Annotated in this window: 10 protein-coding genes and 1 pseudogene; 10 read left to right on the forward strand and 1 reads right to left on the reverse strand. The window is 59.3% G+C overall.

Annotation, left to right across the window (positions count from 1 at the left end; all coding sequences use genetic code 11):
• Positions 1–9: 9 nt before the first annotated feature.
• Positions 10–1,344: a TRZ/ATZ family hydrolase gene (locus tag PMI28_RS18340; protein ID WP_007985383.1), complete on the reverse strand. Its 1,335-nt coding sequence runs from the start codon at positions 1,342–1,344 to the stop codon at positions 10–12.
• 108 nt (positions 1,345–1,452) lie between these two features.
• On the opposite strand from PMI28_RS18340, the gene mtnA reads away from it, so the two are divergent.
• From mtnA to PMI28_RS18295, 10 genes and pseudogenes are all read left to right on the forward strand, one after another.
• Entirely contained in the window at positions 1,453–2,529 is a 1,077-nt protein-coding gene (mtnA, locus tag PMI28_RS18335) for an S-methyl-5-thioribose-1-phosphate isomerase (protein WP_007985385.1), read from the forward strand.
• Positions 2,530–2,965: 436 nt separating this feature from the next.
• The gene (gene gyrA, locus PMI28_RS18330; protein ID WP_007985386.1) at positions 2,966–5,620 is read left to right on the forward strand and encodes a DNA gyrase subunit A; all 2,655 of its coding nucleotides are present in this window, start codon (positions 2,966–2,968) and stop codon (positions 5,618–5,620) included.
• 92 nt (positions 5,621–5,712) lie between these two features.
• A pseudogene (locus tag PMI28_RS31035) lies at positions 5,713–5,793 on the forward strand (outer membrane lipoprotein carrier protein LolA); the annotation flags it as partial.
• A gap of 28 nt (positions 5,794–5,821) precedes the next feature.
• A complete protein-coding gene (serC, locus tag PMI28_RS18325; protein WP_007985387.1) occupies positions 5,822–6,907 on the forward strand; it encodes a 3-phosphoserine/phosphohydroxythreonine transaminase in 1,086 nt (361 codons plus the stop codon).
• The gene (gene pheA, locus PMI28_RS18320) at positions 6,907–8,001 is read left to right on the forward strand and encodes a prephenate dehydratase (RefSeq protein WP_007985388.1); all 1,095 of its coding nucleotides are present in this window, start codon (positions 6,907–6,909) and stop codon (positions 7,999–8,001) included. The genes serC and pheA overlap by 1 nt, the downstream gene beginning before the upstream one ends.
• 13 nt (positions 8,002–8,014) lie before the next feature.
• Entirely contained in the window at positions 8,015–9,127 is a 1,113-nt protein-coding gene (hisC, locus tag PMI28_RS18315) for a histidinol-phosphate transaminase (protein ID WP_007985389.1), read from the forward strand.
• Between the two features lie 28 nt (positions 9,128–9,155).
• Positions 9,156–11,363, forward strand: coding sequence for a bifunctional prephenate dehydrogenase/3-phosphoshikimate 1-carboxyvinyltransferase (locus PMI28_RS18310; RefSeq protein WP_007985390.1), 2,208 nt, complete (start codon positions 9,156–9,158; stop codon positions 11,361–11,363).
• Positions 11,360–12,049: a (d)CMP kinase gene (gene cmk / locus PMI28_RS18305; RefSeq protein WP_007985391.1), complete on the forward strand. Its 690-nt coding sequence runs from the start codon at positions 11,360–11,362 to the stop codon at positions 12,047–12,049. The genes PMI28_RS18310 and cmk overlap by 4 nt, the downstream gene beginning before the upstream one ends.
• Before the next feature lie 120 nt (positions 12,050–12,169).
• Positions 12,170–13,861, forward strand: a complete 1,692-nt coding sequence (gene rpsA / locus PMI28_RS18300) for a 30S ribosomal protein S1 (RefSeq protein ID WP_007973639.1) — start codon at positions 12,170–12,172, stop codon at positions 13,859–13,861.
• 209 nt (positions 13,862–14,070) lie between these two features.
• Positions 14,071–14,352, forward strand: a complete 282-nt coding sequence (locus PMI28_RS18295; protein ID WP_007985392.1) for a hypothetical protein — start codon at positions 14,071–14,073, stop codon at positions 14,350–14,352.
• Positions 14,353–14,500 lie beyond the last annotated feature (148 nt).

Below are 14,500 nucleotides of genomic sequence, written 5' to 3' on the forward strand. Positions count from 1 at the left end.
CCGGGGTGCTTACGATTCGATACGGCCGCTGATGCGCTGGCCCCAGGCCTTCGCGACAGCGCCAAGCTGTTGTTCATCCAGGCGTGTCAGGCGACGGTCGTCGAGCAGTTGCTTGCCGGCCACCCAAAGGTGTTTCACGCAGTCCCGGCCGGTGGCGTATATAAGCTGCGAAACCGGGTCATAGACCGGCTGCTGGGCCAGGCCGGAGAGGTCGAAAGCCACCATGTCCGCGGCCTTGCCGATTTCCAGCGAGCCGGTTTCGGCCTCGATACCCAAAGCCCGGGCGCCGTTGAGGGTGGCCATGCGCAAGGCGCGATGGGCATCCAGCGCGGTGGCCGAGCCGGCGACAGCCTTGGCCAGCAGGGCCGCGGTGCGGGTTTCGCCGAGCAGGTCCAGGTCATTGTTGCTCGCCGCGCCGTCGGTGCCGACTGCGACATTGACCCCGGCCTCCCACAAACGCTCAACGGGACAGAAGCCGCTGGCCAGCTTCAGGTTCGACTCCGGGCAATGAATCACATTGCTGTTGCTTTCTACCAGCAGTGCCAGGTCTTCATCGCTAATCTGGGTCATGTGCACCGCCTGGAAGCGCGGCCCCAGCAAGCCCAGGCGCGCCAGGCGGGCCAGCGGGCGTTCACCGCGCTGCTCGACCGATTGCTGCACCTCGAACGCTGTTTCATGCACGTGCATGTGGATCGAGGCGTCCAGTTCTTCGGCGATCACCCGGATTTTTTCCAGGTTTTCGTCGCCCACGGTGTAGGGTGCGTGGGGGCCGAAGGTGATTTTGATGCGCTCGTGGTGCTTGAGATCGCCAAACAGTTCAACGCCCTGACGAATGGCTTCGTCCGCCGTAGCGGCGCCCGGAATCGGGAAATCGAGGATTGGAATCGCGATTTGCGCGCGAATACCGCTGTTGTGCACGCGCTCACTGGCAACCTTAGGGAAGAAGTACATGTCAGAGAAACAGGTGATGCCACCTTTGATTTGCTCAGCGATGGCAAGGTCGGTGCCGTCGCGCACAAAGTCCTCGTCGACCCATTTGGCTTCGGCGGGCCAGATGTGGTTTTCCAGCCAGGTCATCAATGGCAGGTCATCGGCCAGGCCACGGAACAGCGTCATCGCCGCGTGCCCGTGGGCATTGATCAGGCCGGGGCTGAGCAACATGTCGGGCAATTCGCGGATTTCGGTTGCGTTAAGCTTCAGGGCGGCAGAACGTGGGCCGATAAACACGATGCGTCCATCACGGATGCCCACGCCATGTTCTTTGAGGACAACACCAGCGGGTTCGACGGGTACCAGCCAGGTCGGCAGCAACAACAGGTCGAGCGCAGCGGCAGTGTTCGGCATCGAGGGTCGGTTCCAGTGCTTTTGTAAAGGATGGCGAAGTATACCCGAGCGTCTTCGCGGGGGGATCGCTATAATCGGCGGCTTTTGTTCATGAGTGCGGGGTGAGGGATGCGCGATCGACTGTTGGCTGCGGAAAAGGTAAAGGCCATCGATTGGCGTGATGGCGCTCTCCATCTGCTGGATCAGCGTATTTTGCCGTTCGAGGAAACCTGGATCGCCTACACCAGCGCCGCTGGCGTGGCCGAGGCCATTCGCTCGATGGTGGTGCGCGGTGCTCCGGCGATTGGTATCAGTGCCGCCTATGGCATTGTGCTGGCGGCGCGCGCCCGGATTGCCGAAGGCGGCGACTGGTACGCAGCGCTGGAAGAGGATTTTGCGCTGTTGGCCGATTCCCGTCCTACCGCCGTTAACCTGTTCTGGGCGCTGGGCCGCATGCACGACCGGCTGGATCGCCTGAAAGACAATGCCGATCCGCTGGAGGTGCTGGAGGCCGAGGCCATTGCCATTCACGAAAGTGATCGCGAAGCCAACCTGACCATGGCGCAACTGGGTGTCGATCTGATCCGCAAGCATCAGGGCAACGCCCAGGCGATCCTGACCCACTGCAACACCGGCGCGCTGGCCACGGGCGGCTTCGGCACGGCGCTGGGGGTGATTCGTGCTGCGTTCATCGAGGGCATGGTCGAACGAGTGTATGTCGACGAAACCCGCCCATGGCTGCAGGGCTCACGGCTGACCGCCTGGGAACTGGCCAATGAAGGTATTCCCGTGACCCTCAATGTCGATTCCGCCGCGGCGCATATCATGAAGACCAAAGGCCCTACCTGGGTCATCGTCGGCGCTGACCGGATCACTGCCAATGGCGATGTGGCCAACAAGATCGGTACCTATCAACTGGCCGTCAACGCCATGCACCACGGTGTGCGCTTCATGGTGGTGGCGCCCAGTTCGACCATTGACATGCACCTGGCCAGCGGTGACGACATTCCGATTGAGGAGCGTGACGGCCGGGAGTTGCTGGATGTCGGCGGCAAGCGAGTCGGGGCCGATGTCGATGCCTTTAACCCGGTGTTCGATGTAACTCCGGCAGACCTGATCGATGTCATCGTTACCGAAAAAGGCATCGTTGAGCGCCCGGATACGGCGAAAATGGCGCAGTTGATGTGCCGCAAACGTCTGCATTGATGATTCAGGGTGCCTGATACATTGCCTTCGCGAGCAAGCCCGCTCCCACACTCGACCTGGTCTAACTGGAGAACTCGGTCAAATGTGGGAGCGGGCTTGCTCGCGAAGAGGCCCTGATGGCCAGCAAAAAATCCCCTATTTAGTCCGAGAATCTTCAATTAATAAGGCTCTAAGCCTCTCTCGTCCCCTTCAAGCCTGTCACCGGTCAACTAACTACTCTCCATGCGCATCTAGGGGATAGGTGCGTGGCGGCTCTTGTGATAACATCCGGCGGTTTCCAGAGTTGCCCCACGGGGTGACCTTTACTGCGCAGATCCATGGCATAACTCGTTGATTTGTCGTAAGTCGGTACATGGCACTCAGCCTGTATCGGCGAGCTTCGTTGGTCCCATATGGATGTGACGAAGTTTCACCAGAAAAAGGAATCAGGCTTCTCATGGGCGAACTGGCCAAAGAAATCCTCCCGGTCAATATCGAAGACGAGCTGAAGCAGTCCTACCTCGACTACGCGATGAGCGTAATTGTCGGGCGGGCACTGCCGGATGCGCGCGATGGCTTGAAGCCCGTGCACCGGCGTGTGCTGTTCGCGATGAGCGAGCTGGGCAACGACTTCAACAAGCCGTACAAGAAATCTGCCCGTGTTGTCGGTGACGTGATCGGTAAGTATCACCCGCACGGTGATACCGCGGTGTACGACACCATCGTTCGGATGGCGCAGCCATTCTCCCTGCGCTACCTGCTGGTAGACGGCCAGGGCAACTTCGGTTCGGTGGACGGCGACAACGCCGCAGCCATGCGATACACCGAAGTGCGCATGACCAAGCTGGCGCACGAGCTGCTGGCCGACCTGCATAAAGAAACCGTGGACTGGGTGCCGAACTACGACGGCACCGAAATGATCCCGGCGGTCATGCCGACCCGTATTCCCAACCTGTTGGTCAACGGCTCCAGCGGTATCGCCGTGGGTATGGCGACCAACATTCCGCCGCACAACCTCGGTGAAGTCATCGACGGTTGCCTGGCGCTCATCGACAACCCCGAGCTGACCGTCGACGAGCTGATGCAATACATCCCCGGTCCGGACTTCCCGACCGCTGCGATCATCAACGGTCGCGCCGGCATCATCGAAGCCTACCGCACCGGTCGCGGCCGCATTTACATGCGCGCCCGCTCGATGATCGAAGACATCGACAAGGTCGGTGGCCGTCAGCAGATCGTCATCACCGAACTCCCATACCAGCTGAACAAGGCGCGTCTGATCGAAAAGATCGCCGAGCTGGTCAAAGAGAAGAAGCTCGAAGGCATCACCGAACTGCGCGACGAGTCCGACAAGGACGGTATGCGCGTCGTGATCGAACTGCGTCGCGGCGAAGTGCCTGAGGTGATCCTCAACAACCTCTACGCCCAGACCCAGCTGCAAGCGGTGTTCGGCATCAACATCGTCGCGCTGATCGACGGCCGTCCGCGGATCCTGAACCTTAAGGATCTGCTGGAAGCCTTCGTGCGTCACCGTCGCGAAGTGGTTACCCGTCGTACCGTGTTCGAACTGCGCAAGGCGCGCGAGCGTGGCCACATTCTTGAAGGTCAAGCGGTTGCCCTGTCGAACATCGACCCGGTCATCGCACTGATCAAGGCATCGCCAACGCCATCGGAAGCCAAGGAAGCGCTGGTCAGCACCCCTTGGGAATCCTCGGCTGTGGTGGCGATGGTCGAGCGTGCCGGCGCCGATTCGTGCCGTCCGGAAAACCTCGATCCGCAATACGGTCTGCGCGACGGCAAGTACTTCCTGTCGCCGGAACAGGCGCAAGCCATTCTGGAACTGCGTCTGCACCGCCTGACCGGTCTGGAGCACGAAAAGCTGCTGGCCGAGTATCAAGAGATCCTCAACCAGATCGGCGAACTGATCCGCATCCTCAACAGCGCCACGCGCCTGATGGAAGTGATCCGCGAAGAGCTGGAAGTGATTCGCGCGGAATACGGCGACGTACGTCGCACCGAGATTCTCGATGCCCGTCTCGACCTGACCCTGGGTGACATGATCCCGGAAGAAGAGCGCGTCGTGACCATTTCCCACGGTGGCTACGCCAAGACCCAGCCGCTGGCTGCGTACCAGGCCCAGCGTCGTGGCGGTAAAGGCAAGTCGGCCACCGGCGTCAAGGATGAGGATTACATCGCTCACCTGCTGGTTGCCAACAGCCACACCACGCTGCTGCTGTTCTCCAGCAAGGGCAAGGTGTACTGGCTGAAGACCTACGAAATCCCTGAAGCGTCCCGCGCTGCCCGTGGTCGTCCGCTGGTCAACCTGCTGCCGCTGGATGACGGTGAATACATCACCACCATGCTGCCGGTCGAGGAATACACCGAAGGTCACTACATCTTCATGGCCACCGCCAACGGCACCGTGAAGAAGACCCCGCTGGAATCCTTCAGCCGTCAACGCAGCGTTGGTCTGATCGCCTTGGAGCTGGATGAAGGCGACGTATTGATCAGCGCAGCCATCACCGATGGCGAGCGCGAAGTGATGTTGTTCTCCGACGGCGGCAAAGTGACCCGCTTCAAGGAATCCGACGTTCGCGCCATGGGCCGTACCGCCCGCGGTGTGCGCGGCATGCGTCTGCCGGAAGGCCAGAAGCTGATTTCCATGCTGATCCCGGAAGAAGGCAGCCAGATCCTCACCGCTTCCGAGCGTGGTTTCGGCAAGCGTACGGCGATCACCGAGTTCCCTGAGTACAAGCGTGGCGGTCAGGGCGTTATCGCCATGGTCAGCAACGAGCGTAACGGCCGTCTGGTCGGTGCGGTTCAGGTGCTCGACGGCGAGGAAATCATGCTGATTTCCGATCAGGGCACCCTGGTGCGCACCCGTGTCGACGAAGTGTCCAGCCTGGGCCGTAACACCCAGGGCGTGACCTTGATCAAGCTGGCCAACGATGAAACGCTGGTTGGGCTGGAGCGGGTTCAGGAACCGTCGGAAGTCGAAGGTGAAGAACTCGAAGGTGAAGAGGGTGACGGGTTTGTCGGAGAGGTCGTAATTGCCGACGTTGCCGAAGACCAGCAACTCGACGCCGCTGCTGACGAAGAACCACAGGAATAAGCGGGTAAGCAGGGGGCGGATGAAAATTCGCCCCCTTGTTGTTTGTCCGTACGGAAATACTGAAATCCCATGTAGGAGCGAGCTTGCTCGCGATGGTCGTCAACGATAACGCAGGGCGTCTGGTGCACCCTTGTGCTCTCAGGTTTTTCGCGAGCAAGCTCGCTCCTACAGTGATACCACCAAATCAGAGCGAGATTGGATGTGAGCAAGAGAGCCTATAACTTCTGTGCCGGTCCTGCGGCGCTTCCCGAAGCTGTCCTGCAGCGCGCCCAGGGTGAACTCCTCGACTGGCACGGCAAGGGCCTGTCGGTTATGGAAATGAGCCATCGCAGCGATGAGTTCGTGTCCATTGCCACCAAGGCCGAGCAGGATCTGCGTGATCTGCTGAATATCCCCTCGAACTATAAAGTGCTGTTCCTGCAAGGTGGCGCCAGCCAGCAATTTGCTCAGATTCCTCTGAACCTGTTGCCGGAAAACGGCTCTGCCGACTATATCGACACCGGTATCTGGTCGCAGAAAGCCATCGAAGAAGCTTCGCGCTTCGGCCACGTCAACGTTGCCGGCACCGCCAAGCCCTACGACTATTTCGCCATTCCCGGCCAGAACGAATGGACGCTGTCGAAAGACGCGGCTTACGTTCATTACGCGCCGAACGAAACCATTGGCGGCCTGGAATTCCAATGGATTCCCGAGACCGGTGACGTTCCGCTGGTGGCTGACATGTCCTCCGACATCCTGTCGCGTCCGGTGGATGTTTCGCGTTTCGGCATGATCTACGCCGGCGCGCAGAAAAACATCGGCCCGAGCGGCATCGTGGTCAACATCGTTCGCGAAGACCTGCTGGGCAACGCCCGCTCCATTTGCCCGACTATGCTCAATTACAAGGTCGCGGCCGACAACGGCTCGATGTACAACACACCGCCAACCCTGGCGTGGTACTTGTCCGGCCTGGTGTTCGAGTGGCTGAAAGAGCAGGGCGGTGTCGAAGCCATCGGCAAGCTCAATGAAGTCAAGCAGCGCACGCTGTATAGCTTCATCGATGCCAGCGGCCTGTACAGCAACCCGATCAACAAGTCGGACCGCTCGTGGATGAACGTGCCATTCCGCCTGGCAGATGATCGTCTGGACAAGCCGTTCCTGGCCGGTGCCGACGAGCGTGGTCTGTTGAACCTCAAGGGTCACCGTTCCGTGGGCGGTATGCGCGCCTCCATCTATAACGCCGTCGACATCAACGCCGTCAACGCGCTGGTTTCGTACATGGCAGAGTTCGAGAAGGAACACGGCTAATGTCTGAGCAAGAACTCAAGGCACTGCGTCTGCGCATTGATGCCCTGGACGAAAAGGTCCTGGAGCTGATCAGTGAGCGTGCGCGCTGCGCCCAGGAAGTCGCGCGAGTAAAGATGGCCTCGCTGGCCGAAGGCGAAGTGCCGGTGTTCTATCGTCCTGAGCGTGAAGCTCAGGTGCTCAAGCGTGTCATGGAGCGCAATCAGGGGCCGCTGGGCAACGAAGAGATGGCGCGGTTGTTCCGCGAAATCATGTCTTCGTGCCTGGCGCTCGAGCAGCCGCTGAAAGTGGCGTACCTCGGTCCTGAGGGCACCTTCACCCAAGCGGCGGCCATGAAGCACTTCGGCCACGCCGTGATCAGCAAGCCGATGGCGGCGATCGACGAAGTATTCCGTGAAGTGGCAGCCGGTGCGGTGAATTTTGGCGTGGTGCCGGTGGAAAACTCTACCGAGGGTGCGGTCAACCACACTCTCGACAGCTTCCTCGAACACGACATGGTGATCTGCGGCGAAGTCGAGCTGCGTATCCACCATCACCTGTTGGTCGGTGAAAATACCAAGACCGACAGCATTAGCCGTATTTATTCCCACGCCCAATCACTGGCCCAGTGTCGCAAGTGGCTGGATGCCCATTACCCGAATGTCGAGCGCGTGGCGGTGTCCAGCAACGCCGAAGCCGCCAAGCGGGTCAAGGGCGAGTGGAACTCGGCGGCGATTGCCGGCGACATGGCGGCCGATCTGTATGGGCTGACCCGATTGGCCGAGAAGATCGAGGATCGCCCGGATAACTCCACGCGTTTCCTCATGATCGGCAATCAGGAAGTGCCGCCGACCGGCGACGACAAGACATCCATCATCGTTTCGATGAGCAACAAGCCCGGTGCGCTTCATGAGTTGCTGGTGCCGTTCCACGACAATGGCATCGACCTGACGCGAATCGAGACTCGTCCGTCGCGCAGCGGTAAATGGACCTACGTGTTCTTCATCGATTTCGTCGGCCACCATCGCGACCCGCTGGTCAAAGGGGTGCTGGAAAAGATCAGTCAGGAAGCAGTGGCACTCAAAGTGCTGGGTTCCTACCCGAAAGCAGTTCTCTAAGGGGCGGTAGCAAATGAGTGGCAATTTCCTCGCTCTGGCACAGCCGGGCGTGCAACAACTTTCGCCTTATGTTCCGGGCAAGCCCGTGGACGAACTGGCTCGTGAGCTGGACCTCGATCCAGCCAGCATCGTCAAGCTGGCGAGCAACGAAAACCCGCTGGGTCCCGGCCCCAAGGCGCTGGCGGCTATCCGTGAGGCGCTGGCCGAGCTGACCCGCTATCCGGACGGCAATGGTTTTGCGCTCAAGACCCTGCTGGCCGAACAGTGCCGCGTAGAGCTTAACCAGGTGACGTTGGGCAATGGTTCCAACGACATCCTGGAACTGGTTGCGCGTGCCTATCTGGCGCCTGGCCTCAATGCCGTGTTCAGCGAGCATGCGTTCGCGGTCTACCCGATTGCTACTCAGGCAGTCGGCGCGCAGGCCAAGGTGGTTCCGGCCAAGGATTGGGGGCATGACCTGCCTGCCATGCTGGCAGCGATCGATGCCAATACCCGCGTGGTCTTCATCGCCAACCCGAACAACCCGACCGGGACCTGGTTCGACGCCGAGGCACTGGACGAATTCCTGCAGGATGTTCCGGAGCATGTGCTGGTCGTACTGGACGAGGCCTACATCGAGTACGCCGAAGGCAGCGATCTGCCGGATGGCCTGGACTTCCTGGCGGCTTATCCGAACCTGCTGGTTTCCCGTACCTTCTCCAAGGCCTATGGCCTGGCGGCACTGCGCGTGGGTTATGGCTTGTCCACGGCGGTGGTCGCAGACGTGCTGAACCGTGTACGCCAGCCGTTCAACGTCAACAGCCTGGCCCTGGCCGCTGCTTGTGCGGCGTTGAAGGACGAAGAATATCTGGCGCAAAGTCGCCAGTTGAACGAGTCCGGCATGCAGCAACTGGAAGCCGGTTTCCGTGAACTGGGGCTGAGCTGGATTGCGTCCAAAGGCAATTTCATCTGCGTCGATCTCGGTCAAGTCGCGGCCCCGGTGTTCCAGGGCTTGCTTCGTGAAGGCGTGATCGTGCGTCCGGTGGCCAATTACGGCATGCCGAATCACCTGCGCATCACCATTGGCCTGCCGGCAGAGAACAGCCGCTTCCTTGAGGCGCTGACCAAGGTTCTGGCTCGTGGTTGATGTCACTGCGCTGCAATCTGCTGAGCCTATGATCGGTCGCCTGGTGGTGGTCGGTCTTGGGTTGATCGGCGGTTCGTTTGCCAAGGGCTTGCGTGAAAGCGGCATGTGCCGCGAAGTGGTTGGGGTCGATCTCGATCCGCAATCGCGCAAGCTCGCGGTCGAGTTGGGTGTGGTGGATCGCTGCGAGGAAGACCTGGGCGTTGCTTGTCAGGGCGCCGACGTCATTCAGTTGGCGGTGCCGATCCTGGCCATGGAGAAAGTGCTCGCGCGTCTGGCCGGCATGGACCTGGGGCAAGCGATTCTGACCGATGTCGGCAGTGCCAAGGGCAATGTGGTGCGTGCGGCCACCGAAGCATTTGGCAGTATGCCGTCGTGCTTCGTGCCGGGGCACCCGATTGCCGGTTCCGAGCAAAGCGGGGTGGAAGCCTCCAATGCCGAGCTGTTCCGTCGCCACAAAGTGATCCTCACGCCGCTGGCGCAAACCGATCCGGCAGCTCTGGCGGTAGTCGATCGCCTGTGGCGCGAGTTGGGCGCCGATGTCGAACACATGCAGGTCGAGCGTCACGACGAAGTGCTGGCCGCGACCAGCCATCTGCCGCACTTGCTGGCGTTCGGCCTGGTCGATTCGTTGGCCAAGCGCAATGAAAATCTTGAGATCTTCCGTTACGCTGCGGGCGGTTTCCGCGATTTCACAAGAATCGCCGGAAGCGACCCGGTCATGTGGCACGACATCTTCCTCGCCAACCGTGAAGCTGTCCTGCGCACACTCGATACATTTCGCAGCGATCTCGACGCCTTGCGCGACGCGGTCGATGCAGGGGATGGGCACCAGTTGTTGGGCGTTTTCACTCGCGCCCGGGTTGCCCGCGAGCATTTCAGTAAAATCCTGGCCCGCAGGGCCTATGTGGACGCTATGAATTCCAACGATCTGATTTTCCTGGCTCAACCTGGTGGCCGCCTGTCCGGTCGGATTCGCGTACCAGGTGACAAATCGATTTCACACCGCTCGATCATGCTTGGTTCCCTGGCTGAAGGCGTCACCGAAGTCGAAGGCTTCCTCGAGGGCGAAGATGCCCTGGCGACCTTGCAGGCATTCCGTGACATGGGCGTGGTCATTGAAGGCCCGCACCATGGTCGCGTGACCATTCATGGCGTCGGCCTGCATGGCCTGAAGCCTGCACCTGGCCCGATCTATCTGGGCAACTCCGGTACTTCGATGCGCCTGCTGTCCGGCCTGCTGGCCGCGCAGAATTTCGACAGCACCCTGACCGGCGATGCTTCGCTGTCCAAGCGTCCGATGAATCGCGTGGCCAATCCGCTGCGTGAAATGGGCGCCGTGATCGAAACTGCCGCTGAAGGTCGTCCACCGATGATCATCCGTGGTGGCAACAAGCTCAAGGGTCTGACCTACACCATGCCAATGGCCAGTGCCCAGGTTAAGTCCTGCCTGCTGCTGGCCGGTCTGTATGCTGAAGGCAAGACCACCGTGACCGAGCCGGCGCCTACCCGCGACCATACCGAGCGCATGCTCCGTGGCTTCGGCTACCCGGTAACGGTCAACGGTGCGACCGCATCGGTCGAGTCCGGCAACAAGCTGACCGCGACCCACATTGAAGTCCCGGGTGATATCTCGTCTTCGGCGTTCTTTCTGGTGGCGGCATCGATCGCTGAGGGTTCGGAGCTGGTGCTGGAGCACGTCGGCATCAACCCGACTCGAACCGGTGTGATCGACATCCTGCGCCTGATGGGCGCCGACATCACCCTGGAAAACCAGCGTGAAGTGGGTGGCGAGCCGGTAGCAGACTTGCGCGTACGTGCAGCTAAACTCAAAGGTATCGAGATTCCCGAGGCGCTGGTTCCACTGGCCATCGACGAGTTCCCGGTGCTGTTCGTCGCCGCCGCATGCGCCGAAGGGCGCACCGTGCTGCGTGGTGCCGAAGAGCTGCGGGTCAAGGAGTCGGATCGTATCCAGGTCATGGCGGACGGTTTGCTGGCGCTGGGCGTCAAGTGCGAGCCAACCCCGGATGGCATCATCATCGACGGCGGCCAGATCGGCGGCGGTGAAGTGCACGGTCATGGCGATCACCGTATTGCCATGGCATTCAGCGTTGCTTCGCTGCGCGCCAGTGCACCTATCCGCATTCATGATTGTGCCAACGTCGCGACGTCGTTCCCGAACTTCCTGGCGCTGTGCGCACAGGTCGGAATTCGCGTGGCGCAAGAGGCACAGTCGTGATCAACATTGCACCGGTCATCACCATCGATGGGCCAAGCGGCTCGGGCAAGGGTACGGTAGCCGGGATCCTGGCCAAGCGCCTGGGCTGGAACCTGCTGGATTCCGGTGCGTTGTACCGATTGCTGGCCTTCGCTGCGCATAACCATGGTGTCGACCTGACCAATGAAGAGCTGCTGAAGAAACTCGCCGCTCATCTGGATGTGCAATTCATCGCCGCGACGGACGGTCAGTTGCAACGCATCATTCTGGAAGGTGATGAAGTCAGCGATGTCATTCGCACCGAAAGCGTCGGTTCCGGCGCCTCCCAGGTGGCTGCGCTGCCCGCTGTACGTGAGGCGCTGCTGCAGCGCCAGCGTGCTTTTCAGGAAGCGCCGGGCCTTGTGGCGGATGGTCGCGACATGGGCACAGTGGTTTTTCCTGATGCGCCGCTGAAGATTTTTCTGACCGCCAGCGCCGAGGAGCGGGCACGCCGTCGATATTTGCAGTTGAAGGGCAAAGTCGAGGGTGTTAGTCTGTCGAGTCTGCTAGATGAGATACGTGCGCGCGATGAGCGTGACACCCAGCGAGCGGTAGCCCCGCTCAAACCGGCGGCTGACGCCATACAGCTGGATTCCACGGAATTATCCATCGACCAGGTGCTGGAACGCATCATGAGCGAGATCGCCATTCGCGATATCGCCGGGTGACCAAGAAGGCCGCAGGGGACCAGTCATAGTCCTGCGGTGGCTTCTTTTAAATGAAACTAACCCATACCGTCTGGGGTGTGGAGATGGGCGTATTCTTCGCCCTCATCAACAGGAATTAAAATGAGCGAAAGCTTTGCGGAACTCTTTGAAGAAAGCCTAAAAACCCTGAACCTTCAGGCAGGCTCCATCATCACCGGTGTTATCGTTGATATCGATTACCAAGCTCGCTGGGTAACCGTTCACGCTGGCCTGAAGTCTGAAGCACTCATCCCGCTTGAGCAGTTCTACAACGACGCTGGCGAACTGAACATCAACGTCGGTGACGAAGTTCACGTTGCTCTGGACTCGGTTGAAGACGGCTTTGGTGAAACCAAGCTGTCCCGTGAAAAAGCCAAGCGCGCTGAATGCTGGATTGTTCTGGAAGCAGCCTTCGCAGCCGAAGAAGTGGTCAAGGGCGTTATCAACGGTAAGGTTAAAGGCGGCTTCACTGTCGACGTTAACGGCATCCGTGCGTTCCTGCCAGGTTCTCTGGTTGACGTCCGTCCAGTGCGCGACACCACGCACCTGGAAGGCAAAGAGCTGGAATTCAAGGTCATCAAGCTGGACCAGAAGCGCAACAACGTTGTCGTTTCCCGTCGCAGCGTCCTGGAAGCCGAGAACTCCGCCGAGCGCGAAGCTCTGCTGGAATCCCTGCAGGAAGGCCAACAAGTCAAAGGTATCGTCAAGAACCTCACCGATTACGGCGCATTCGTCGATCTGGGTGGCGTCGATGGCCTGCTGCACATTACCGACATGGCTTGGAAGCGTATCAAGCATCCTTCCGAAATCGTCAACGTTGGCGACGAGATCGATGTCAAGGTTCTGAAGTACGATCGCGAGCGCAATCGTGTTTCCCTGGGCCTGAAGCAACTGGGCGAAGATCCATGGGTTGCTATCAAAGCCCGTTACCCAGAAAGCACTCGCGTTACCGCTCGTGTAACCAACCTGACCGACTACGGCTGCTTCGCTGAGCTGGAAGAAGGCGTTGAAGGTCTGGTACACGTTTCCGAAATGGACTGGACCAACAAGAACATCCACCCTTCGAAAGTCGTACAAGTCGGCGACGAAGTGGAAGTTATGGTTCTGGACATCGACGAAGAGCGTCGTCGTATCTCCCTGGGCATCAAGCAGTGCAAATCTAACCCATGGGAAGATTTCTCTGGTCAGTTCAACAAGGGCGATAAAATCTCCGGCACCATCAAGTCGATCACCGATTTCGGTATCTTCATTGGTCTGGACGGCGGCATCGACGGCCTGGTTCACCTGTCCGACATCTCCTGGAACGAAGTGGGCGAAGAAGCCGTACGCCGCTTCAAGAAGGGCGACGAGCTGGACACCGTTATCCTGTCGGTTGACCCAGAGCGCGAGCGCATCTCCCTGGGTATCAAGCAACTGGAAAGCGATCCGTTCTCCGAGTACGTTCAAGAGAACGACAAAGGCGCCATCGTTAAAGGCATCGTGAAGGAAGTTGACGCTAAAGGCGCCATCATCACTCTGGCCGACGATATCGAAGCAACTCTGAAAGCCTCCGAAATCAGCCGTGACCGCGTTGAAGACGCGCGCAACGTTCTGAAAGAAGGCGAAGAAGTAGAAGCCAAGATCATCAGCGTTGACCGCAAGAGCCGTGTAATCCAGCTCTCGATCAAGTCGAAAGACGTTGAAGACGAGAAAGAAGCAATCCAGAGCCTGCGCGACAAGCCAGTAGCTACTGATGCTCCTGTGGCCACCACTCTGGGTGACCTGCTGCGTGCACAAATGGAAAAACAGAACTAAGTTCTGACTTTCTGTACAAAAGGGCGACTTCGGTCGCCCTTTTTTGTGTCTGGAATTTGGTGGGTCGCGCCGGTTTTACCAGCTCGAGTCGTGAACCAAAAATGCTGAGAAATTGTCTGATTGTTTAATCGGATCAAACGCTTATTAGCAGCTAGTCTTTAGCCTGAGACAAATGATCGCCCGGTAGGCTTTCTGGCAAAAGGATGTGAATGAACAAGCTCATTGTCGCAGTAGCGGTTCTGGCGCTAGCGGGTTGTACCACCAACGCCAAAACTCACGTGGTGCATGGGGTTAGCGGGATTGAGGTTGATTGTTCGGGGATCGGTTCTAAATGGGAGAGGTGTTACAAGCGCGCAGCTAAGGAGTGCAAGGGGCTGGGCTACAAAGTTTTGGCGAGGTCTGATGATGTCAAGGAAGAGGAGGAGGGTTTTCCTTTTGGGTTCAACCCGGCAGGCTTCCTGACGCGCACTATGTTGGTGATTTGCCGATGAGAGGTTGTGGTTGCTCGGAAGTCTTCCTTCTTCCAGGAATCAGGCATTTTGAGGTGGTGGGATAGATGGCAAAACTCGGGCTGTTCAAAATCTTGCGGGCGTGCTAAAACCTTTGAAGCGCTGACCTAGCTGCTTGAAAAAGAAGGGA

It is taken from the genome of Pseudomonas sp. GM48, from assembly GCF_000282335.1.
GTDB lineage: Bacteria > Pseudomonadota > Gammaproteobacteria > Pseudomonadales > Pseudomonadaceae > Aquipseudomonas.